This window comes from Thermosipho melanesiensis BI429, assembly GCF_000016905.1.
Lineage (GTDB): Bacteria > Thermotogota > Thermotogae > Thermotogales > Fervidobacteriaceae > Thermosipho > Thermosipho melanesiensis.
This window is the reverse complement of record NC_009616.1, coordinates 319,911-342,464: the sequence shown is the minus strand read 5'-3', so window position 1 is coordinate 342,464 and position 22,554 is coordinate 319,911. Positions and strand designations below refer to the sequence as shown.

At 31.3% G+C, this 22,554-nt stretch carries 22 protein-coding genes; 6 read left to right on the top strand and 16 right to left on the bottom strand.

Features of this window, described 5'->3' with window-relative positions; genetic code table 11:
• Positions 1 to 3: 3 nt before the first annotated feature.
• From TMEL_RS01760 to flgM, 9 genes are read right to left on the bottom strand one after another with little or no spacing between them, the layout of a single operon-like run.
• Positions 4 to 1,998 carry a FecR family protein gene (locus TMEL_RS01760; protein ID WP_012056565.1) on the bottom strand — a complete coding sequence of 665 codons (1,995 nt, stop codon included), beginning with the start codon at positions 1,996 to 1,998 and terminating at the stop codon, positions 4 to 6.
• Complete coding sequence (locus TMEL_RS01755) at positions 1,995 to 2,624, bottom strand: DUF3307 domain-containing protein (protein WP_012056564.1); 630 nt, start codon at positions 2,622 to 2,624, stop codon at positions 1,995 to 1,997. Before TMEL_RS01755 ends, TMEL_RS01760 begins: the two co-directional genes overlap by 4 nt.
• A complete protein-coding gene (locus TMEL_RS01750; RefSeq protein ID WP_012056563.1) occupies positions 2,617 to 3,510 on the bottom strand; it encodes an HD-GYP domain-containing protein in 894 nt (297 codons plus the stop codon). Before TMEL_RS01750 ends, TMEL_RS01755 begins: the two co-directional genes overlap by 8 nt.
• Positions 3,503 to 5,428 (bottom strand): CHASE2 domain-containing protein, encoded by a 1,926-nt coding sequence (locus TMEL_RS01745; RefSeq protein WP_012056562.1) that lies wholly within the window; start codon positions 5,426 to 5,428, stop codon positions 3,503 to 3,505. Before TMEL_RS01745 ends, TMEL_RS01750 begins: the two co-directional genes overlap by 8 nt.
• A gap of 32 nt (positions 5,429 to 5,460) precedes the next feature.
• Complete coding sequence (locus tag TMEL_RS01740) at positions 5,461 to 6,114, bottom strand: tRNA1(Val) (adenine(37)-N6)-methyltransferase (RefSeq protein ID WP_012056561.1); 654 nt, start codon at positions 6,112 to 6,114, stop codon at positions 5,461 to 5,463.
• Positions 6,111 to 6,998: a flagellar hook-associated protein FlgL gene (flgL, locus tag TMEL_RS01735; protein ID WP_012056560.1), complete on the bottom strand. Its 888-nt coding sequence runs from the start codon at positions 6,996 to 6,998 to the stop codon at positions 6,111 to 6,113. The genes TMEL_RS01740 and flgL overlap by 4 nt, the downstream gene beginning before the upstream one ends.
• Positions 6,999 to 7,009: 11 nt before the next feature.
• Positions 7,010 to 9,550 carry a flagellar hook-associated protein FlgK gene (gene flgK / locus TMEL_RS01730; RefSeq protein WP_012056559.1) on the bottom strand — a complete coding sequence of 847 codons (2,541 nt, stop codon included), beginning with the start codon at positions 9,548 to 9,550 and terminating at the stop codon, positions 7,010 to 7,012.
• Positions 9,551 to 9,561: 11 nt separating this feature from the next.
• Positions 9,562 to 9,993 carry a hypothetical protein gene (locus TMEL_RS01725; protein ID WP_012056558.1) on the bottom strand — a complete coding sequence of 144 codons (432 nt, stop codon included), beginning with the start codon at positions 9,991 to 9,993 and terminating at the stop codon, positions 9,562 to 9,564.
• 3 nt (positions 9,994 to 9,996) lie between these two features.
• Positions 9,997 to 10,248, bottom strand: coding sequence for a flagellar biosynthesis anti-sigma factor FlgM (flgM, locus tag TMEL_RS01720; protein ID WP_012056557.1), 252 nt, complete (start codon positions 10,246 to 10,248; stop codon positions 9,997 to 9,999).
• Between the two features lie 140 nt (positions 10,249 to 10,388).
• Between flgM and TMEL_RS10460 the strand changes: the two genes are divergently transcribed.
• From TMEL_RS10460 to TMEL_RS10445, 4 genes are all read left to right on the top strand, one after another.
• Positions 10,389 to 10,691, top strand: coding sequence for a transposase (locus tag TMEL_RS10460; RefSeq protein WP_012058085.1), 303 nt, complete (start codon positions 10,389 to 10,391; stop codon positions 10,689 to 10,691).
• Positions 10,691 to 10,858, top strand: coding sequence for a hypothetical protein (locus TMEL_RS10455; RefSeq protein WP_012056556.1), 168 nt, complete (start codon positions 10,691 to 10,693; stop codon positions 10,856 to 10,858). The genes TMEL_RS10460 and TMEL_RS10455 overlap by 1 nt, the downstream gene beginning before the upstream one ends.
• Entirely contained in the window at positions 10,807 to 10,977 is a 171-nt protein-coding gene (locus TMEL_RS10450) for an IS3 family transposase (protein WP_077277104.1), read from the top strand. The genes TMEL_RS10455 and TMEL_RS10450 overlap by 52 nt, the downstream gene beginning before the upstream one ends.
• A gap of 263 nt (positions 10,978 to 11,240) precedes the next feature.
• Positions 11,241 to 11,495, top strand: a complete 255-nt coding sequence (locus tag TMEL_RS10445; RefSeq protein WP_049750423.1) for an IS3 family transposase — start codon at positions 11,241 to 11,243, stop codon at positions 11,493 to 11,495.
• Positions 11,496 to 11,567: 72 nt separating this feature from the next.
• Here TMEL_RS10445 and TMEL_RS01705 read toward each other — a convergent pair whose 3' ends face one another.
• From TMEL_RS01705 to TMEL_RS01675, 7 genes are all read right to left on the bottom strand, one after another.
• A complete protein-coding gene (locus TMEL_RS01705; RefSeq protein WP_012056555.1) occupies positions 11,568 to 13,556 on the bottom strand; it encodes a methyl-accepting chemotaxis protein in 1,989 nt (662 codons plus the stop codon).
• Positions 13,557 to 13,644: 88 nt separating this feature from the next.
• Positions 13,645 to 14,430: a mechanosensitive ion channel family protein gene (locus TMEL_RS01700; RefSeq protein WP_012056554.1), complete on the bottom strand. Its 786-nt coding sequence runs from the start codon at positions 14,428 to 14,430 to the stop codon at positions 13,645 to 13,647.
• A gap of 5 nt (positions 14,431 to 14,435) precedes the next feature.
• Positions 14,436 to 15,431: a tryptophan--tRNA ligase gene (gene trpS / locus TMEL_RS01695; protein WP_012056553.1), complete on the bottom strand. Its 996-nt coding sequence runs from the start codon at positions 15,429 to 15,431 to the stop codon at positions 14,436 to 14,438.
• Between the two features lie 4 nt (positions 15,432 to 15,435).
• A complete protein-coding gene (locus tag TMEL_RS01690; protein ID WP_012056552.1) occupies positions 15,436 to 17,787 on the bottom strand; it encodes an ATP-binding protein in 2,352 nt (783 codons plus the stop codon).
• On the bottom strand, positions 17,768 to 18,592 hold the full coding sequence (gene ispE / locus TMEL_RS01685; protein ID WP_012056551.1) for a 4-(cytidine 5'-diphospho)-2-C-methyl-D-erythritol kinase: 825 nt from the start codon (positions 18,590 to 18,592) through the stop codon (positions 17,768 to 17,770). Before ispE ends, TMEL_RS01690 begins: the two co-directional genes overlap by 20 nt.
• A complete protein-coding gene (locus tag TMEL_RS01680; protein ID WP_012056550.1) occupies positions 18,547 to 19,134 on the bottom strand; it encodes an NUDIX hydrolase in 588 nt (195 codons plus the stop codon). The genes ispE and TMEL_RS01680 overlap by 46 nt, the downstream gene beginning before the upstream one ends.
• Before the next feature lie 3 nt (positions 19,135 to 19,137).
• Positions 19,138 to 20,514, bottom strand: coding sequence for a GlmL-related ornithine degradation protein (locus tag TMEL_RS01675; RefSeq protein ID WP_231109753.1), 1,377 nt, complete (start codon positions 20,512 to 20,514; stop codon positions 19,138 to 19,140).
• 105 nt (positions 20,515 to 20,619) lie between these two features.
• Between TMEL_RS01675 and TMEL_RS01670 the strand changes: the two genes are divergently transcribed.
• Together TMEL_RS01670 and TMEL_RS01665 are read left to right on the top strand one after the other, a co-directional pair.
• The gene (locus TMEL_RS01670) at positions 20,620 to 21,291 is read left to right on the top strand and encodes a metal-dependent hydrolase (protein WP_012056548.1); all 672 of its coding nucleotides are present in this window, start codon (positions 20,620 to 20,622) and stop codon (positions 21,289 to 21,291) included.
• Position 21,292: 1 nt separating this feature from the next.
• The gene (locus tag TMEL_RS01665) at positions 21,293 to 22,552 is read left to right on the top strand and encodes a hypothetical protein (RefSeq protein WP_012056547.1); all 1,260 of its coding nucleotides are present in this window, start codon (positions 21,293 to 21,295) and stop codon (positions 22,550 to 22,552) included.
• The last annotated feature ends 2 nt before the right edge of the window (positions 22,553 to 22,554 follow it).

The following is a 22,554-nucleotide window of genomic DNA, read 5'->3' as shown; positions in this document are numbered from 1 at the left end:
TGCTCACCTCCAAATTTCTGCACCAAAAATTACATTTTCTACCCATTCATACCCATTCCAACTTAATATTATACCACCAGTAAGTGATTCTCCTACAAGTGGATAGGTAATTTTTATATATGTTGTAGTATCTAAGCTTAAGAATCCGTTGACAAATGGTGTAGGATCATAATAATATGCGGTTACAAAAAGACCACTAAACGCACCGAATGATGGAATTATTACCCTTCCTTCTCCTTCTAATTTGGGATCAAATCCATACAGATAAAATCTACCAGCGGCATATTGAGTTTCAAAATCAAATCCCAAAAGATACCCAAATGTACTATCATTAGACATGGAAGGAAGAGATTTGTTGTTTTTTAAATATAAATAATTCCTACTAAAATAGTAAGGAATAAATCCATCTAGGTGGTAATAGATCCCTCCTGTGATGTTTACAAATCCCAATTTACCGTAAATTCCTGAAAAAAGTCCGTAAGCTATTTTTTCACCATTTTCTATTGAAAGTTCTATACCCAAATCTACATTATCTATTAGTTGTTTTTTTACAAATAGACTAAATGCTGAATTAATAGGTGTTGCTTCATTTATAACATACGTATTACTTGCTTCAAAATCGTAGGTTATAGAGACACCGATTTTGGATGTTCCAATTAATGGGAGATTGTATTTTAATGCAAACTCCCCTAAGAACACGGAATCAGAACTATTGAATTCAAAGGGAAAAATCTTAGATAGTTCATATGGAAGGTGTAAAAATAGATATATTAACTCATTTTCATATGCGATATCAAATGCCTTTGCAGGATAATTATAATAATCGCGTGTGGTAAAACCCATGGCAAGTGATACTGGAAACATGTTTCCATATCTTAATGTAGCACCAAATAGTGATAACGACACAGAATTAATTGTAAATGCATTAATTATATTCGTGCTTGGGCTTGAAGAGGGTAGCCCATAGTATAGTGTTCCTCCAACCTCAGTTGAATATGCTGTAAATCCAATACCTAATGTGATTATTCCAAGGTTAAATTCTGGCGATATTGAGTATATCATATAGTCTATACCATTTTTATTAACCGGTTCTATAGAAATAGGTGGAATTTCTTGTGATTTTGTTTCTTTTGTTTCTTTTTCTTCAGTTTTAGTTTTTTCTTCTTTTTTTATTTTTGGTTTTTCAAATTTGTTTTCTGGAATGGTATTTTTTGTTGGTTTTTCAAACGATGATAAAGAGAATCCTTGTTTTACAGGTATTATCTTGCCATTGTTGAAATAGGCAAAAACCACCCCATCAAATGTAATGATATTTGTGCTACCATCTTTGTTTATTACGGAAAATCTTGTACCTCTTACTCCAGCGGTAACACTTGAGGTTTTAACCTTAAACGATGAACCTGAAACGAGAAATTTTTGTATTATGTTGTAATTTTCTCCCTTTTTTAAATTTAATACTACATCAATTTTTTCTTTGTATCTAAGTTTTTCAACAAATACTTGTGAATTTTCCATAATTTTCGATATACTTCCATCTGGAAAAAGTATTTCAAGAAATGAATTCGACATTGTAAGTATTTCATCGCCCTCTTCTATTATTGTGTTAGTTGTAATTGGTTCCCATACATCTTGTTTTTTTATAGCGACATTTCCAAAGAAATCATTTACCTTTGCAAATGCTTTTGGTAATGTTTTCTCTTCTTTTTTTACAAAGTAAAGCGTAATTTTTTTCTCTTCTTTTGAAGTTTTAAAGACTAAGGTATCGCTCGATTCAATTAGTGGAGCTATATATTTTACATACTCTTTTTCTGTTCCATCAAAGATGATTTCGGGATCTTCAAAGCCACCTAAATTAAATTCTACGTATACCCTTTCATCTGATAAAATTTTTATTCCCACCTCTTCACCTATATAAATCTGTGTTGCATCTGGGATTATAGTTAATTCTGAGAATATTAAAGTGGATAAAGTTAGGAAAAAGAAGATTATCTTTTTCATAACATCACCTCCAAAAATATCATTGTAAATATTGTGGAAAGTGCCCAAGAAATTACCTGATGCTTTTTTAGAAAATATATAGAATATACTCCAGTTACTAATGTGTATATTGAGTATGTAGTTAGACCAAAAAGGTAAAATATTGGAAAACTTCCTCTTATAATATACCCCAATAAATCTCTTTGGTAAATTTTGTTGTTTTTTAAGAAAAAGCTGTATATTCCTAAAAAGTATGCGTTAAATACAGCTGAAATAAGGATAACTGATAATTTTTTTGGAAAGAAAAAGCTATTTGGAGGAATAAAAGTGGTAACGATGAATAAAGATATAAAATGTAATAGTTGATCTATTAGATAATAGGTATGTGATTTAAAAAATGTTTTTTCGTTATTTATGAATTTAATAAGATCTATAAAAAAATGAACAGTTGATAAAATTAACAAACAAAATAAGATTTTCAGGTTAAATCCCCTTCCAAGGTAGAAAAAGACTTGACTTAAGAAAATTATCAATATGTGCACCAAGAGTACCTTGATTTCCTTTTGTTTTTTTGTGGCAATCCATTTTGTTTGAAAAACATAATCACCAAAGAGATGGCCTAAGAAAAGATGAATGAATTTATCCATGTTTAAGCTCCTTTAAAAGTTTTGGATCGTACTTTCCCTCAAGGGAGTCTATTGAGGCGTTATTTTCTATAACTTCAACAACAATCCCAACAATTTGTGCTATTAATGGAACGTTTGTAATTTTTAAAGGACCGCTTCCATCTAATTTTTCATGGTGATATTTTACAACATCTAGTAGTTCCTGAGGAATGTTTTCAATTTTGCTAAGTATTTCGTATCCATATCTTATATGCTTGCCGGTTGTATCTGCTTTATCATCTGGGATTCCTATCATACCTATATCGTAAATCTTTGCACAGAGTTTTAATAAGCTTTCATTGAAACCAAATTTTTTACCTAAATTCATAATTTTTTCTTCGATGATACTTTTTATTTTTTTATCTATGTTTCTCCTTTTTGCTAAAGCTTCTGAAAGTGCGTCAATTGTGTCTGATAAGGTTATGGATATCCTTTTTTGAATGATTAATCCTTCAAGAATGGAAGTTATTGTATCTGAAATAGAAAGAAAATTTACAATAAAATTTTCAGAAACGCCTTTGAATATCAAAGTTCCCAGTTTTCCGGATGATTTACTTTTTATTGGAAAATAAAAGTTATTTTCTTCAAACCTTATTTCCATTACAGAATCAGATAAAGTAATTTTTTCTAAATTCCAGTAATTTTTAAGTAAATCTAGAGATTCGTTAAGGTCATTTGAATTTAAAAGTTTAGGAAGGATTGGGGTAATAAATTTAGGATCAAATACACCAAGATAATTCGATAAAAAGTATATGGAATCTATGTTAATTTCATCGTAAAATTCCACATTGTGATTATTTATATTTAGTTTTAAAAGTAACTTTTTCCCTTTTTTTCCTATATTATCTACTACGATGTTTTTAAACATGTTTTTCACCCTTTAATTTATATAGTTTCAGAGGTCTACTTTTGCCTTTAACTTTGTATTCACCAAGATATTCATATTCAAACTTTTTCTCTGAAAGCTTGTACACATTTTCTGAAACTATTATATTTGCATTAATTTCCCTTGTTAGATGTTCTATCCTAGAGCACGTATTTATTGTATCACCAATCGATGTATAATCCATTCTAAATGGTGCGCCAATATTTCCAACAATTGCAGGACCAAAATGTATGCCTATTCCACTGTCAAGATTTAGTTGTTTTTCTTTGTTAAATTTTTCCAATTCCATTCTCATGTCAAGAGCACATTTTAATGCCCGTTCAATTTCATTGCCATACTCTATTGGAGCACCAAAAATTGCCATTATTGCATCACCGACAAATTTATCTATTGTACCGTTGTATTTGTTTCTAATTACATTACTCATCCTTGTTAGATAATCATTTAGGATTTTAACTAATTCTCCAGGAGAAACTTTTTCAGACAGTGATGTAAATCCTTTTATATCTGAAAATATTACAACGATATTTTTTTCTTCACCACCTAATTCTATTTTACCTTTTTTTACTAACAATTCTGCAACATTATCTGGAACATATCTATATAGATACTCTTTTATTTTCTTTTTTTCCCTATTTTCCTTAATGAGGTTTTTTGAAATATTTGTCGTTGATATTATTAGACTTGAAAGAATTGAGTAAAAGTTATCTACGTAAATCTTATTTAAAAAGAACGTGTATGACATGATTAAGATCAATGGTACTGAGAGAAATGAAATAAGATTTATTTTTATATTTTTAGATTTTGAAAATATAAGTACAAATGTTAGTAGTAAGGACAGTACAATTAGTTTTAACCAAACGGGAATTCTTTTTAACGTATCACCATTTATCATGTTTTCTATTGCTGTGGCGTGTATGTAAACACCTGGTGTGTTGTTAGAAAATGGTGTGATTCTTAGATCATAAAGTCCTTTTGCTGTTGCTGTATATCCAATTATTACTATTTTATCTTTAAACAAACTTTTGTCGAAATTGCCTATTTCAATGTCATAAAAAGAAACTTCTGGAAATACATTTTTCCCATAATAGAATAATCGAAAAAGGCCATTTGAATCAAATGGTATTTTTTTGCTTCCTGTGTAAACATACCTTTCTTTAAAGTCCACAATTAGATTTTTTAAATTGGCATTTAGATACAAAGAGATGGCTAAAATATCCATGTGGGGTAAAAATCCCGAAGAAAGACCTTTTTCTTCTGCCCATTTTTCTTTGAAGAATAACGGAATATTTCTTACCACACCGTCGATGTCAATTTCACCAATTTCATATGTTGCCGATGGAACAAGTGATGAGAATTTTAGAATAGGAGGTCTAACCTTGTAAATTTCAATGGGAGTTATGTAATTTAGATTTTTGAAATTTTTCATTTTGTATATATAGTTAAAATAAGTTGTATTTTTTTCCAATTTTTCTTTAATTTTTTGATTATATTTTTCGTATGTTTCCTTTTCGTTTATTAGATAACTTCCTAAGACTATTTTTTTATAAACAGAAAGAATACTTGCAAGATAATTATCATATTTTGGATTTATTTCATCTTCTTCGGTAAAAGATATATCGAACAATATGACTTTTGCTCCAGCATCAAACAGATTTTTTACCACTTTTCCATAATGATGTCTTGACCATGGCCAAACATCGTTTTGTGCCTCAAGTGATGTTAGAGAATATTCATCTATTCCTACGACGACAACATTTGGGTTTATATTCATTGTACCTCTTAATCTGTAGAACAAATCCATAATCTTTAACTCAAAAAATTCGATAAATGGAAAGAAAAAAAGTGAAATTATATAAAAAATAACTAATAATAGGGACAAGAAAAATAGGATTTTCACATTCTCACCTTCAGTGTTATTTTATCATAAAATTAATATAAAAATACGGGGAGATCAATTTCAAGGTGTATCCCCCCATTTTTTTTACCCCTTAAAAGAACGAGTTTACCCTTTTTTCCGTATGCAATGCACATTTGTTGAGGATTTAATTTGTTTTTTGAGAGAATGGTAAAGTAAACGGAAAGTATATATGGAGAAATAATAGTTACAAAAGTACCTTTGTTTCTTAAAAGATACGAAGCAGCTTTTACAAATGACTCAAGAAGCTCATTTGATGCCTTTCTAGAAATTTCTCTGATTTTTTTGTTTGAGGAAGAAGAAAAGTGAAATGGGGGGTTAAACACAACCATATCAAAGTTTTCTGCAACAAATTGCTTTTTAATTTCTCTGACATCTATGTTAAAAAAACTAACTTTTTTGGAATTATTCAACTCAATAGCCTTTTTTGCGTTTGTGTACAATTCTTTTATGACTTCTACACCGACAACTTCAAGGGAGTAGTATTTTTCAAGTCCAAAAGATACAAAACCAGTTCCAGTCCCAAGCTCACAAGCTTTTTTGATATCTTTTGTTGGTTTTGAATACCACAAAAGCAATACCGATGCATGTGTCGGTTTGTGGCCATCTATGTCAATAGTTTTAATATCTTTACCAAGATTTTTATCAAATGGTGGTAACTTTATCATTGTACAAAATCAACCAACGTTTTTTGTAGTACTTGAGCTGCGGATTTTAACGCAGCTTGTAGGACAGATTGTTGCATGGAAAGATCAGTTAATACCTTTGTTAAATCTGCATCTTGTTCTTTTGAAAGATATTCTGTCATAAATGTATCTATGTCGGTTATCCTAGAATTTACAAGTTCTAAAGTTCTTGAATTAGCACCAATTTGTGCAAAAACCTCCATTGTTGATGTTTCAAGTTGATTTACTTCTTTTAGTGTAATGTTTGAAAGTTTTAAAGAGTTTCCTTCTCTTAATGCTTTAATTGCATCATCCACAACTGTAAATGCATCTTTGCCATTTTCCAATTTAAATACATCGTATACTGTAACACCATATTCTATTTTAAATCCTAGTACATTTATTTTTCTTTTTATATCAGCCTCAGGTGGGGTTTGAATTTTACCGTTTTCAACGGGCTTTAAATCGGATCTTGCACCTCCAAAAATATATTCTCCACCTAATTGTGTATTTGCTATATCTTCCATGTGTTCTTTTAGTTTTTCAAGTTCTTGTGCAATAGATTCCCGTTCTGCAACGTCATTTACTCCATTTGCTCCTCTTACGATTAATTCCTTTATTCTGTGATAAACATTCGTTAGTTCTTGTATAGTTGAATCATATATATTTACAAAATTTTGAGTGTGGTCTACATTTCTTTTGAATTGTTTTAGTTCTCTAATTCTACTTGAGATGTTAGATGCACGTGTTGCAATCACTGCATCATCGCTTGGGTATGAGATTTCTTTTCCTGAAGAAAGTTTGTCGTGTAATTTACTTATCCTATACAGACTGTGTTGTATGTTAAATAGAGTTCTTTCATTTATCATTCCATTAGTTATTCTCATGTTATTACCTCCTATCTTCCAACTACACCTAATTTGTCTATTACCCTTCCTATCATTTCATCTACTGCTGTCATTACACGTGCTGATGCGTTAAAAGCATGTTGAAATTTAATCATATTAGCCATTTCTTCATCCAGAGAAACACCCTTAACTCTTTCTCGTTCATTACTTATATCCTTCATTACTATATCTGTATTATTTTTCATTTTCATTGCCGTTTCTCCTTCAACACCCATTTCCGCAACTATTCCACCAAGGTATTCTGCAAAACTTTCTCTACCGTCATTTAAAATTTTTTCAAATCTCATTGAAGATAGATATTCCATGATTGTTGTATTTGCCTGTCCTGTTGGGTTAAATACCTTTGCATCCCAATTTGTATTATCACTTATAATTCCGTAATCTACTGCTATTGTTTCCGGATTTGAAGAAACTGTGGAATTTACTTTGAATTTTTCAACAAATCTAAAGGGTTCGTTTGTTATTATTTTATCCACAAAAAGTGTATCTGCTTTTGAAAATCTTTCTCTTAATGTTTTAGGTTCGTCAAATGGATTTAGGAAGATGTAATTTTCATTCCAGTCATTTGTTGGATCACTGTCTGCATCGATAAATCCAAGCTTCACAAATAATTCTTCAGGTCCCTTTATAGTTTTGTCAATTTTAAAGTTCATGGATCTTGTACCTCTAATTACAACTTTGTTGTGTGGGGTTATATCAAATAAAATTCCAGTTCCAGCTTCGTTTAGTTTAGCTACAAAATCTTTTAAAGTAAGTTGTGTGGGATCTATTTCAATTTCCGTAGCACCAATTGTTATTTTAAATGGATCAGTCCTGTTAAGTATGTTATCCAAAGTTTCTTTTTCCGTATTCAAGGCCTTGTATGTTTCAATATGCAAATTTGCTTGTGTGAGTAAACCATCAGTGTCTTGAATTTCCAATCTGTTTATGTCAAATTCTTTTGATTTTGTAGGTAAAATCAACAATTTGTTATTATGGATAAAAGCCCTAATACTTGAGGAGAAATTTGCATTTAAGTCATTTGCCAGGTCGTTTAAAGTGTATCCAGAATTTATTGTTATGTTTGCTTCAACACCGTCTATTTTTATCTTGTATGTTCCATCTTGAACATTAAATTCAGATTGGTTTATTACGAATATGTTTACATCTTTAGTATCAAAGCCCATTGTATTAAACATATTTCCATTAAAATCAAGTGCTAATGTGTTCTTTAGATTTGAAGAGCTTGTCATGCGAAGTAAATAGGTTGAACCATTATGTAAAGCTGTTTCGAAGTTAAACCAAAGTCCTGCAGATGAAACATAATTCATAAAATCTTGTATGGTATCACCGGAATTAACAGAAATGGCGGTTGTGTTTAAGGAGCCATCAAAGAAAACTATAGACCCTTGATCGATAAATTGTTTAGTGGTTATATCGTTAACATTGTTTCTATTTGACATGCCGGAGATATAGTTTATTGGCCCACCTTCAACTCTTTTACTTCCCGCTATTCTAAACAATACAGAGTTTTCAATATTATCCGCCTCAATTTGTGAGAAAAAATCCAAACCTGTTACGCTACCGTCTTTGTTGAACCCATCTCTGTGTGTTAAATTGAATTTATCGGTTAGATAGAGAACAAACTCGTCCAATCTATTCATGTATTTTACTATTATCTTGTCTCTTAAATCCAATGCAGCTTTAATACTACCATCGTGTATGTCAACTTTTGAATTGCTTACAAAAATTTCTTTAAAGCCTTTTCCATAAGGTCTTTCTAGTGCTCTAAGTTTATTGATGTCACTACCGGTAAGTACAATTTGATCTCCTATTCTAAGCGTAATTTGACCTGATGCATCTTCTGTGTAATAAATATCTGCAAGTGTGGATAACTCATCTAAAATTCTATCTCTCTCATCTAGCAAGTCGTTAGGTGTAGATTTTAACGCAACCGACAGTCTTACTTTTGCATTTATATCAGCAAGTCTTTTCACCATGGAATTTATCTGTTCAACCCTTTGCGATATTTCATAATCAAGGTCTTCCCTAAGCTGTTCAAGTCTGAAATACAAATCTTTTATATTTTTCACAAACTCTTCTGCTCTACTTACTAATTCCCTTTTTGCAGCACTATTGGTTGGATCTGTAATAATTTCTTCCATACCTGACCACATGGAATCAAATAAATATCTAATTCCTGAGTCTCCAGGTTCCGCCAAAAGTTGTTCTATAAAATGAAGATTTGAAGTAATCGAATCCCAATAGTTGTATTTATTGTTAACTTGCCTGTATTGGATGTCTAAAAACTGATCTCTTATTCTTTTTATATCTTTTACCTTTGAGCCAGTTCCAATTTGTAGTGGAACAGAAGGTTGTGTCAGCGTTGTTGCTGGTATAGGAGGCATTGTACGGATTATAGGCACCTGTCTTGAAAAACCAGGTGTATTTGCATTTGCTATATTGTGAGATACAACGTTCATTGCAAGTTTACTTGTATAAATACCCAAAAGTCCGGTGTTTAACGCACCAAATAGACTAATATCTGGCATTTGACCACTCCTTAGTAGGATTTGTTAAATAGATTTGCATTACCTTTATCGTATCCGTTTTTTGAATAGGTAGATGTAGTATTATTTGAAAATAAAGATTTAACAAATTCAAAGTAGTTATTTTCAAAATCCAACATCTCTTTAAAGTTTGTCATTACTAGAGAAAGTTCGTTTAATTTTTCTACAAGTTTTGCCAATAAAAACGATAAATTTTTATCGTTTTGGCTATTAACGTACTGATAAATGGAGGGGAATCCCGATTTTCTTACTTTGTCTGTTAGTAACTCCTCTAGTTTTTCAAATTCAAACGAATATTCCTCAACACATGCTATGTTTTTTGAAAGTTTTTGTATTTCTTTTTTTATTAATGATGTTTGTGCATCTTTAAAAGATAAAATTATTTTATCCAATAATTCAATTTGTTTTTCTAGTATTTCTTTCATTTTTTATCCTCCTAATATGGATTTTGCAATTTTTTCTGGGTCAACCTTAAATGTGCCATTTTTAATAGCGTCTTTTAGTTTATCAACTAATTCTTGCCTTACTTCGGGAATTTCCTTGGCATCTTTTAGTAACTTTTTTATTTCCAAAGAAGAGGAAAAGTCAGAAGCTTTAAAATCCTTCCTATTTATTTTTTCTATATGTTTCTTGTTAATTCCTTGAATGTATCCATATCCACCTATTTTTTTTATATCCATTATCACACCTCCCAAATATTTATCGGAAAAATATGAAAAAACTAAAAAAAAAGATCCTCCGCAATTGCACTGAACCCAAGGAAAGGGACGAAATAAAAAACACCCCCGGAAGTGATAAAATCTTTTGGGGGTGTTTTTCATTGACGAAGAAAGGGCAAAAATTCAAAAAGTATCCTTCTGAGCTAAAATATCAGGTTGTTAAACTTTTCATTGAAGAAAATCTTCCTAAGAAGACTATTGCTTCTCTTTTGGGTATTTCGCCAGATAGAGTTCGTCTTTGGATTAAGAATTATCTTTTGTATGGTGAAGCAGAATGTAAAAGAGGTAAACCAAAGAAAGAATCTTTTGAAGAAGAGATGGAAAGATTACGAGCTGAAAATGCTTATTTAAAGCTTTTGATGAAAAAATTCTTGAGGAAGGAAATAGTAAAAAAATTGAAGTAATGAATGAATTGAAAGAAAGATTTGGTTTAGAATTACTGTGTAAGATATCAGGTATTTCAAAGAGTACGTATTACCGAGCAATGAAACGAAAAGATAAAGATAACTTAAAGAAGAAATCAAAGATATATACTTCAAATGCAAAGGGATATACGGATATAGTAGAATAACAATGGTATTAAATAGGAAAGGAAGGAAAATAAATCACAAGAAAGTATATCGAGATGGGGCTGTATGCAAGAATAAGAAAAAAGAATCACATACGCAAATTAACAAGCACAATATATAGCAGATAACAAACTCAAAAGAAACTTCAAAAGCAAAAGACCGTTTGAAAAGTTTGTAAGTGATATAACACAAATAAAAACAATTGATGGAAAATTGTATTTGATAATAATTCAGGATTTGTATAATAATGAAATAATAGAATATTCAATAGGTGAAAATAATAATCTGTAACTAGTAGATAATACAATAAAGAGATGGTTAAAAAGTGGGAAATATAGAAAAGGAGGTATATTACATACAGATAGAGGATTTTAATACACACATATGTTGACAGCAAAGATGTTAAAAGAAAAAGGAATAATCCAAAGCATGTCAAGAAAAGGTGTACCACAAGACAATGGACCAGCAGAAAGTTTTTTCAGTCATCTTAAAGAAGAAGTAGTAAGAATAAATGGGGAAAAAACAAAAGAAGAATACAAAAAGCTAATAGAAGAATATATACGATTCTACAATGAAGAAAGATACCAAGCAAGATTAAAAAACATGGCTCCGGTGGAATACCGAAACCATGCTGTTTGAAATGTGTATAGTTATTTTTTTATCTGTTTTACTTTCGGGGGTAAGTCCACAATTTGCGGAGGATTAATATATTTAGAATTTAAATTTTTGAACTTCATCGTACAGCTTTTTAGAGATTTCAGATAGTTCATCACCTGCATTCTTAACTTCGGTAGTTTTTTCAAGTTGCATTTTGGCTGTTTCGACAACTGTTTCCATTTTTTCTGCAACACTTGTTATATTTCTACTTGCAACATCCATGGCACTTGCCATTTCTTCTGCTGCAGCACTTTGTTCTTGGGCTATTGCGGCTAGATTTTCAATCATTCCTGAAATATCAGAAATTTGCGCTAGTATACCTCTGAGGTTTACTGTTACATTCTCACTTTCTTTACTTGCATTTGTAACAATTTCAACCATGTCGTCTGTTTCTTTTCTCACAGCTTCAGAACCATTTTGTATGTTTTTTAAGATTGAGGTTATTTTATCCGTTGCAATCTTACTTTCCTCTGCCAATTTTCTAATTTCGTCTGCAACAACGGCAAAACCTTTTCCTGCCTCACCTGCTCTTGCTGCTTCTATTGCAGCATTGAGTGCAAGTAAGTTTGTTTGTTCTGCGATACTGGAAATGGTTTCAACAATTTCTCCAATGTTTTTTGCATTATCTGATAGTAAATCAACCTTTTCTGACATAGAAAGGGATTTATCCATGATATTATTTATGATTTTATTAATTGTATCTATTGCTTTTTCACTATTTTTAGCTGCGTGTGATACTTCTGTTGCTTTTTCAGTTAAATCTTGAGATGTTTTAGAGACATTTTGTGCACTTGCTGCAACCTCTTCCACACCACTTGTTGTTTCTTCAATTGCAGATGAAGCATTTTGAATTTCGTAATTTATTTCTTCGATGTTTTGGGTAAGTGTTGTAACTTCTTCTTCCTGTGCTTCTGAAAGTGCTGAAAGTTTTTCTGCATTTTTGTTTAGTTTTACGGAATTTTGGTTAACTTCTGATATTAAATTTGAAAGATTATCAAGTGCTTTGTTTAGCTCATTTGCCATATGTCCAACTTCGTCTTTTGAGGTTATAACTGCTCTATTTGAGAGATCGCCTTGTCCTACTTTTTCAATTATTTCAACGAGTTTGTTTATTGGTTTTACAATGGAACTTCCAGTGATTGTACCAAATACAAATGCAATAGTAATAGCAATTAATGAGATGATAATAAGTACTATCATAATCTCGATGGCTTTTTTGTTAACCTCACTTTGAAGTGCAACAGATGCGAATATCCATCCATTTTCCGTTTTAGAAAATCCAACTACTTTCTTTACGCCTTCATATTCATATTCAATTGCACCTTCTTGTTTGTCTTTTATCTTTTTAAACCAATCAAAATTTGCCACACTTTTTCCAATTTTGGAGTTGTCAGAATGGAGTAATGTTTTTCCATCGCTTGATAAAAGATATGAATAACCGTCTTTTCCATATTTAGCTGATAAAAGTTTTTTTGCAAGATCTGATGCTTTAAAGTCTATTGCCACAACTCCGTTGATTTTACCGTTGACTACAACAGCTTTTGCAACTGTTATAACTATATCACCTGTTGATGCATCTGCATATGGTTCAGTGATAACCACATTTCCCTTGTTTTTAACGGCATCTTTGTACCATGGTCGTACTGTTGGATCATAATCTGGTGGAAGGTCATCACTTTCAGGATAAATGTAGAATTTTTTATCGGAAAGTCCCATATATATCCAAAGAGCATCGGGATATTTTTCTTTTATATTTTTAAACGTTTTCATCATCCAAGTAACTTCATCGTATTTATTTTCATAAGCACCCATTACATTTGCATCAGTTGAAAGAAAATCAACAAGGTTTATATACCCTTTTAAAAAGTTATCTAGGTTTGAAGAACCTTGCCTGGCAATGGCTTTTAATGATTCCATTCCAAGTTCTTTCCCAACTTGGAATGAATTTACTATAGCTACTGTTGAAATAATCACAAGAGGAACAACTGATGCTAAAATAATAAGTAACCACAGTTTAGATTTAATGGACATATTCCTAAACATAAATAACACCTCCTAAAGTTAAATTATTTTTAACTTAATTGAATTTTACATAATAAATTTTACCATAAAAATAAAAAAAAATAAAAAATTATTTTGTGTGAATATCAATTTGTGTAAATGGAATTTCTATATTATGCTCGTCAAAAATCTTTTTTATTCTCATTGCAAGAGCATTAACCGCATCAAAATATGAATTTCTTTCTACCCAAAAGTATACTGTAAAGTCAATTGAACTTGAACCAAATTGTTTGAAAGCTATAAAGTTACTAACACCATCTTTTACAACAAGTGCTTCTTCATCTATGGCTTTATGTAACAATTGTATTACGGTTTCAAGATTGCAGTCATATGATACACCTACATCCATGGTTACTCTTCTTACTGGACCTGGCCAGAATTTTGTTACTGTTCCACTCCAAACATTTTTGTTGGGAATAAGAACCAATTTTCCATCAAATGTTTTTAAGTAACTGTGGTTGATTTTTATCTGGTCTACTATTCCGCTTATTCCGTTAACGTCTACAACTTCTCCTTCAAATAATTTTCTTGTTGTCATAACTAGTATACCAGATACAAAGTTTGTAAGGGGTTCCTGCAATGCAAGTCCAATAATAATCCCAGAGATTCCAAGTCCAGTAATGTAAGGTAATAAATCAATATTCCAGATACTTAAAAGTACTAATATTGCAAAAACAGAAACAATTAATCCAATGAAAAAACGTATCGTCTTTGGAGCTTTTACGTCTTTACCAAATGCCTTTAAAGATTTTTGTATAAATTTATCTAAATATTTGTATATAAAATACGAAAGAATTATAGTAATAGTTGATAGTATAATTTCATTCCACAATTCTGTTGATAAAAAAGTTTTCATTGTTATCACTTCCTCAAGAATTTATAATCAAGTTTCATGGCATCTCTTACTTTTTCCATGGTTTTTCTTGCAACATTTCTTGCTTTTTGATTTCCATCGTTTATAACATTCCTAACATAGTCATCTGTTAATGTATTATACCTGTCCCAAATAGGTTCCAGTTTTTCTTTCATATTTTTTAGCAAGAGTTTTTTGCAATCTACGCAACCAATTTTTGCGGTTGTACACCCATCTTTTACCCATTCAGCTTCTTCATCACTTATTCCAAAAGCTTTGTGATAATTCCATACTGGACAATTTTCGGGATTTCCAGGGTCTGTTCTTCTTTTTCTTGCAGGATCAGTTACCATAGGCATGACCATCTTTTTTAAATTTTCTTCTTCTGTAATAAGTGGTATGATGTTTCCATAACTTTTGCTCATTTTTCTGCCATCAGTTCCAAGAAGTTTTGGAACCTTTGATAGAATAGGTTGAGGTTCTGTAAAGACTTCTTTATAAAGATAGTTAAATCTTCTTGCAATTTCTCTTGTAAGTTCAATATGATAAACTTGATCTTCTCCCACCGGTACTCCTTCAGCAAGGTAAATGAGTATATCAGATGCTTGAAGAACGGGATATATTAAAAATCCAGCGTTTGATAAATCTTTATCTTTCAATTGTTGTTTTATTTCTTTGTATGTTGGAACTCTTTCAAGCCTTGATACAGAGACAAACATGGAGAACAAAAGTGTAAGTTCTGCATGTTCCTTTATTTCTGATTGGATAAATATTGTAGATTTTTCTGGGTCAATTCCCACAGCAAGGTATGATTTAACAAGTTCAACAGAATTTTTAACTATTTCATCTGTTTCGTTATAATGTGTTGTTAGAGCATGCCAATCTGCTACAAAGTAAAAACATTCATGGCCTTCATTTTGAAGCTTTACCCAAGACTGTAATGCACCAAAAAGGTGTCCAATATGTAATTTACCTGTTGGTCTCATTCCGCTTAGTATTCTCATCTTATTACCTCCTACCTTTTTTTCCATCTATATATTCGTGTATTTTTTTGAGGCGTTCTACTACCATGTAATTAACTGTACCTTTTGGATATTTTCCCTTTGTATTTAATTTGCCCGCCTTCTTGTCCATTAGTAATTCAATTGCTTCATCTACTGTCTTTACCGTCCAAATGTTAAATAATCCATTTTTTATATCGTTTAATATTTCATCTTTTAATACGAGGTTTTTTACGTTTGCCTCTGGGATAATAACTCCGTGAGAGCCATCTAATCCCCTGTGTTTGCATAATCTGTAAAATCCTTCAATTTTTTCAATTGCTCCACCTATTGGTTGCACTATACCATGTTGGTTTATGGATCCTGTAACTGCAATTGATTGTTTTACTGGTATGTTTGAAATTGCTGAAATAATTGCAACTGTTTCGGCCAGTGAAGCACTATCACCTTCAACCATACCATATACTTGTTCAAAGCTTATCGAAACACCAATTGAAAGAGGAAATTCGGTTGCATATTTACTACCAAGATACCCCATTAATGTTAATACAGCTTTGCTGTGTATATTACCGCTTAAATCTGATTCTCTCTGTATATCAATAATTCCAGAATTACCTACATATGTTTTTGCAGTGATTTTTACCGGCATACCGAATGAAAAGTCACCAAAATGACTTACAGTAAGTCCATTAATTTGCCCGACAACCTTTCCATGTGTTTCAATCATAATTTCGTATTTTTTAAGTGATTCATCGTATTTATCCATTAAAAGCCTTACTCTATTTTCTCTTTCTTTTATCGCATCTAAAATATCTTTATCAGTAATCATATTTGAATTTCTTAACTTTGAATGATAATCTGCTTCTATTATCAAACTTGCAATTTCTCCCATTTTCATGGAAAGTTTTTCCCGGTTTTCTGATAATCTCATAGAGTACCAAATTACCCTTCTAAGTGCTTTTGAATCAAGAGGATTCAATCTATTGTTTTCAACTACACTTGAAATGAATGAATAGTATTGTTTTATATTTTCTTTTGTGGTGTCCATCTCCCAATCAAATTCCACTTTTACCTTAAAAAGCTTTTTGAAATCTTCATCGTATTCGTAAAGTAAATAGTAAAGGTTGGGTGTGCCAAAAATTATTACCTTTAAATCCAATTCAACAGGTTCTGGTTTTAGTGTAATTGTTGGATTTAGACCGTATGCAATGTCAATATTTTCTATTGTTAGTTTTTTTGATATTAAAGTTTTTTTTAATTTATCCCATACATATGGAAATTTAAGAAGATCTTCTGCATTTAATATAAGATATCCGCCGTTTGCTTTATGTATTGAACCACTTCTTATCATGGAGAAATCCGTGTACAAAACTCCTGATTTTGATATGTATTCTACCTTTCCAAAGAGATTTGGATAGGTTGGATTGTTTTCAAAAATTACAGGTGCACTTTTTCTATTAGAATTATCAACTAATAGATTTATTGTTAGGATGTGTTTTATGTAATTTTTCCATTCTTCAAAATTTTTAATTTTTACACTTTGTTTTACAATATGGTCTTTTAACTTTTCAAAATAGTCTATTAGCTTTTCCGAATATCTAAATTGTGATTTTAACTCTTCAAATGATGATTCTATAGAAAAGAGGGTTGCGTATCTATCTAAATCGTTGAATTTTTCTCTATAGATACTATCAATTTTTCTTAATTGATAAATAGCTCCGGAAATCAGATGTTCTAGTTTTTTCACATTTTCTTCATAGGTTTGTTTTATTTCCTCTGGAAGTTTTTCAAATTGTTCTTGTGTTAAAGGTTTACCATCTAATTGAGGAGCGTAAACGATGCCAGTAGGCGTTAATTTTACTATGAATCCTAACCTAATGGCTTTTTTCGATAATTCTTGGAGAATTTCTTCTTTTTTTTGTTCGTATTCATTTTCTAATTCTTTCTTTTTTTCTTCATATTCTTCACTTTCAAAGGTTTGTTGTATGTTTTTAAAGATATCTTCTGAAACATTTTCAAGTTTTTCTTTTAGTTTTTTCCCTTCACCAGGCGGAAGTAATATTGCTTTAGCTGAATAAGGTTCATCAAGGTCAATTGTATATATTAAATCATAATATTTTTTCTTAAGTTTTGAAAACCTTTTAGCAAGGGAGATTGCAAAAGATTTTCTTCCGGTACCACTTGGTCCTACAACAAAGATATTGTATCCATCTTTATTCATAGAAAGGCCAAATTCCATGGCCTTAAATGCGTTTTCCCTTCCAATAAATGTTTCACATGGGCTTATGTTTTTCGTTGAAGTTACCTTTGGAAATAATGAACTTTTTATTGTTAATTCTCTAAATGTTAATTTCTTCATATTCTACCCCCCTTGGTACAAAGTTGAAATCTCCTTCTCTAAAGGAAATGCCATATACTGCACTACCGCTTCCTGTTAACGTTGAAACAATGGAATTTTTCTTTAATTTTTTAATATTTTGTGCAATTTCTCTGTTTTGTTTTGCTATAACCTTTTCAAATATATTGTATGTACATCTTTTTATTTCGTCGATATTTCTATGGTAATATGCTTCATAAAGAGCATATGGAGAACACGGTGCTTTGTTGAATAATGTGGAGTTTAAAAGGTTATATGCCTCTTTTGTTGAGATCCCATTTGCCGTTATTAATTTAACGTAATATCCCAACAACGGGGGCAATGGTTCTATAATTTCTCCCTTACCTTTAACTACCGCTGTTCCCCCAATTAGGAAAAACGGTACATCACTTCCTATTTTTGCAGCTATTTTTATTATTTTGTTTTTTGGTATTTTTAGTTGGTCTGATAGATAGAATAACAGAGCTGCAGCATTAGAACTTCCTCCACCTAACCCTGCCTGCATGGGAATGTTTTTTTCCAGTACTATTCTAAGTCCAAACTCAGGTTCCTTAAAATTAGAAGAAAATACATCCCAAGTTTTATACAGAATGTTGTTTTCAATATCAACATTAGTCTTTATTTCAAGTCCTCTATCTATTTTTGTAATTATAAGGCGGTCGTACAAAGAGATATTTTGAAATAACGATAAGATTTCGTGGTACCCATCATCCCTTTTTTTTGTAACATCAAGAAAAAGGTTTATTTTTGCATATGATCTAATGACTGCACCACTACTTTGCTCCATCCTTCCATCTCCTCAAAGTATTTACTTGGATTTTCTGTAAAAAGTTCTATAAATTTTTCTTTTTCCATTAACCCAAAATATTTTACATCTGCTATGTAACATAATCCAACATGTACCCTACTAACAGGATTATCAGTTACGTTTATAACTCCAATGTAGTTTAGGTTTAAAATTTCAACATTCACCTCTTCATTTATTTCACGTATCATCCCTTTTTTAAAAGCTTTTACAGGATCTATTGAGTCTGTACTGTTTATATGCCCTCCTACTCCTATCGTGATTTTATTGTGAAGTCTTTTCTCGCCTTGTGCAGTAGTTCTTTTAAATAATAGATATTTGTTGTTTTCACGTAAAATTATATAAGGTATAACTTGTCTGGTTGTTTCGTCATTCTCGGCTTTTTCTCTATCTACAAAATAACCGTATTTTTCTATTATTGAGATTATATCATATTCCGGTACGCTTATCAGACCTGTTTTGTTGTTACAGATATTTTGAATTTTATTTGTTGGAACTACTAAGACCTTCTCTTTTTCATACATTTTTTAACCTCCTAATTTTTCTAAGTTTTTTTCTAAAATTTTTCTTGCGATATTTTTATCTATTTCAGTTGCAATTACACCAATAGCTGCAAATATATAGTGTTTATCTCGGTATATCTCAACTTCATTTTGTGGTAAGAGTTCCATAGGATGAAGTTTTGAAAGGGTGTTGATAGATTTTAAAACTTTATCTGCGTATTTTGATCTACTTAAAAATCCACCTGTACCGAATAAAAATCTAACTGCGCTAAGATCTTTTCCTTCTGCAACGAGTTTCCTACCAAGTGGTGTATAAATATGTTTTTTTACACCAACATGTCTTCTAATTCCTTGTTGGAAACAATATAATGCTAGTCTTGAAATAAATTTTTCATCTTCATCTGATTTTGGATATGGCGAAATTCTTTCTTTTAATTCCGAAAGATTTGGGAACTCTTCTCTAAGATTTTCTTCACCCATTAAATTTATTACATTCCTTGCGTTTACAAATAACCCCAAATCTCCCTCCACGGTTCTTTTGGCTGTGGGTTCAGGGGATATCATTATTTCTTGTATCTCAACACTTCCCTCAGTTACGGAGTCAATATCTGTTGTTGCACCACCAATGTCTACCGTTAGAACATCTCCGTAAATTTCGGAAAGTAGTTGTGTAGTTTTCATTACAGCACCTGGAGTTGTATGAATTTTGTAATCAACAATATCGTATATCTTTTCCATGCCAGGAGCTTTTGTAATGTGTTGTGCAAACACTTCCTTTATTATATTTCTAGTGGGTTCAACATTTAATTGATCTATTTTTGGATAAACATTTTCTGTTACAAAAACGGTTTTTCCAGCGCTTTTTAGTATATATTCCACATGTTCTGCTGCAGCTATATTTCCCGCGTAAATAATGGGAATATCTAACTCAAGTTTTGATAATATTTTCGCATTGTAGATTACGGTTTCTTTTTCACCGTAGTCAACACCACCTGCAAGAAGTATAAGTTTTGGTTGAATTTCTAAAATTTTTTGTATGTGAAATTCATCCATTTTTCCCGCAGTTACGTATTTTATAACTGCTCCTGCTCCTAAAGCAGCTTCTCTTGCGGCACGTACAGTCATATCATACACAAGCCCGTGTACTGTCATTTTTAATCCACCTGCTGCACTGCTCGATGCTGCAAATTTACTCCATGAGATATTTTTTTCTCCTATTTTTTCTTTTAATCGTGCTATAGCTTTTTCAATGCCAATGGTTACGTCTCCTTCGTTGACAGTGGTCCAATGTTCACCTTGACTTAAGATTTTTACGTTACCGTCTATATTGTGAAAAGCAGTTACAACGGTTGTTGTTGAACCAATTTCTGCAAATAACAAATCTATTTTCAATTTACTCACCCCCATTTTGATTTTATCATGAAATTTAAGAAAAATCTCTTGCAAGTTTAAGTTGTTTTAGAGTATAATTAAGTTGTTGAAAAAATTAAAAAAGGGGTGAGCGATATGAAAATCACCTTTTTAGGTCATGCAGTATTTTTAATTGAAGAAAAGAGAACCTTTTTAATAGATCCATTTATCAAAGGCAATCCTGCGTTCCCATCAAATTATATTTTGCCAGATATTGACTACATTTTGGTAACGCATGGTCATGGAGATCACATAGGCGATACCGTAGAACTTGCCGAAAAGTATGGAGCAACTGTAATTTCAAATTTTGAGATTTGCAATTATTTACAGATGAAGGGTGTGAAAAAAGTTCATCCTATGCACATTGGTGGAGTAAAAGAATTTGAATTTGGTAAATTGAAGATGACACCTGCTTTGCATGGTTCAGGAATAATTGATGGAAATAACATAATATACGGTGGAAATCCAGGTGGATTTTTAATAAATTTGAAAAAAAGTATATATCATGCAGGGGATACGGGACTTACAAAAGATATGGAGCTTTTAGAAGGTGTGGACGTTGCTTTGTTACCTATAGGTGGTAATTTTGTAATGGATGTTAATGATGCGGTAAAGGCAGTAGAGTTTATAAAACCGCAAATTGTTATTCCAATGCACTATAACACATGGGATTTAATTTCAGCTGATGCAAATGAATTTAAGGATAAGGTGGAAAAATTAGGTGTAAAATGTGTTATTTTAAAACCAGGAGAAAGCTTGGAGGTATAGCGTGAAAAAAATTGTATTTTTACTTTTGTTTTTCTGTGTAATTTCTTTTTCTTTAAATGTCCCACATTACATAGGGAAAAGGGATGTTGTAGTTGAATTTGAAGATTTATTGGGATTTTTCGATGGTATTCCAATTCCCAATAAAGTAATAAATGGTTTAGATTTTGAGGATGGAGCACATTCGTTAAGGCTTGTTGGAAGTTATCAAGAATTTTTGTTTAAAGTGGTTGTTGATACAATACCGCCAACTGATGTTCAATTTACAATTAGAGAACCAAATTTTGTGATTTTTGAGAGACCTGTTTGGGAAGTAAATTACAAAAGTAGGTTAAGCTTTTTTGGTAAAAAATTTGAAAAGACTACAAAAAGGTATGACAAGTTACCATTGGTAGTTTGTTCAAAAGATGAGGCGGAAAATTTAGGTGGTTTTTTGTATATTCCACCAAGTGTTGAAAATATTACTCCTTTAGATTCTAAAACCCCTGTTTCCGGTATCTTAGGTAAAAATATACTATTAAATTCCCAATCACCATATAAAATTGTTGGAAAGGTTTTGATTCCGGAAAATTCCGTATTGTTTTTTGAAGGTGGAGTAGAATTAAAGTCTATAGGAATTGGTGAAATAGTTTCAAAAGGTACTGTATATATACCCGATAATGTTAAGTTTACGGGGAATATAAAATTTTCTGTAGAAGGAAATGGAACGTTTTATATTGAAGGAAGGCAATTTGACGGTGAAATTTCTTCCAATGGAGGAAGTTTGTTATTTTTAAAGAATGTAGAGTTACAAGATATTAATCTTTCCAAAACAAATGTAGTTATTGTGAAGAATTCTACACTAAGGAATTTGAAAGTGTCACATGTTGGATTGTTGGTGCTGGAAAATTCAACTATTACAGAGCTAGATATAAAAAATACGAGAAGTGTTATTGTGAATAATGTTAATACAGTTAATGTGAATGTTGAAGGGTTAACAAGTATAGATGTTTTCTCTATAAATGCTGAAACGTTTACTATAAGTGATTTTTCACATATTACAATGGTTTATTCTAATGTAAAGAGGTTATCTTTAAAACGTGGAACATACTTTAGGGGCAAGAAAAATACGTTTTATTTTTTAAGACTTGAAATGTATTCAATAGCAAATGTTTTTGGTACCAATGTTGGAAAAGTAGAGTTGATAAAATCAAGGTGTTACAATAGGTTGTCGGAATTTGGAGAAGTAAATAAAGATAGTTTTTCACTATTAGAAGATTATTGAGT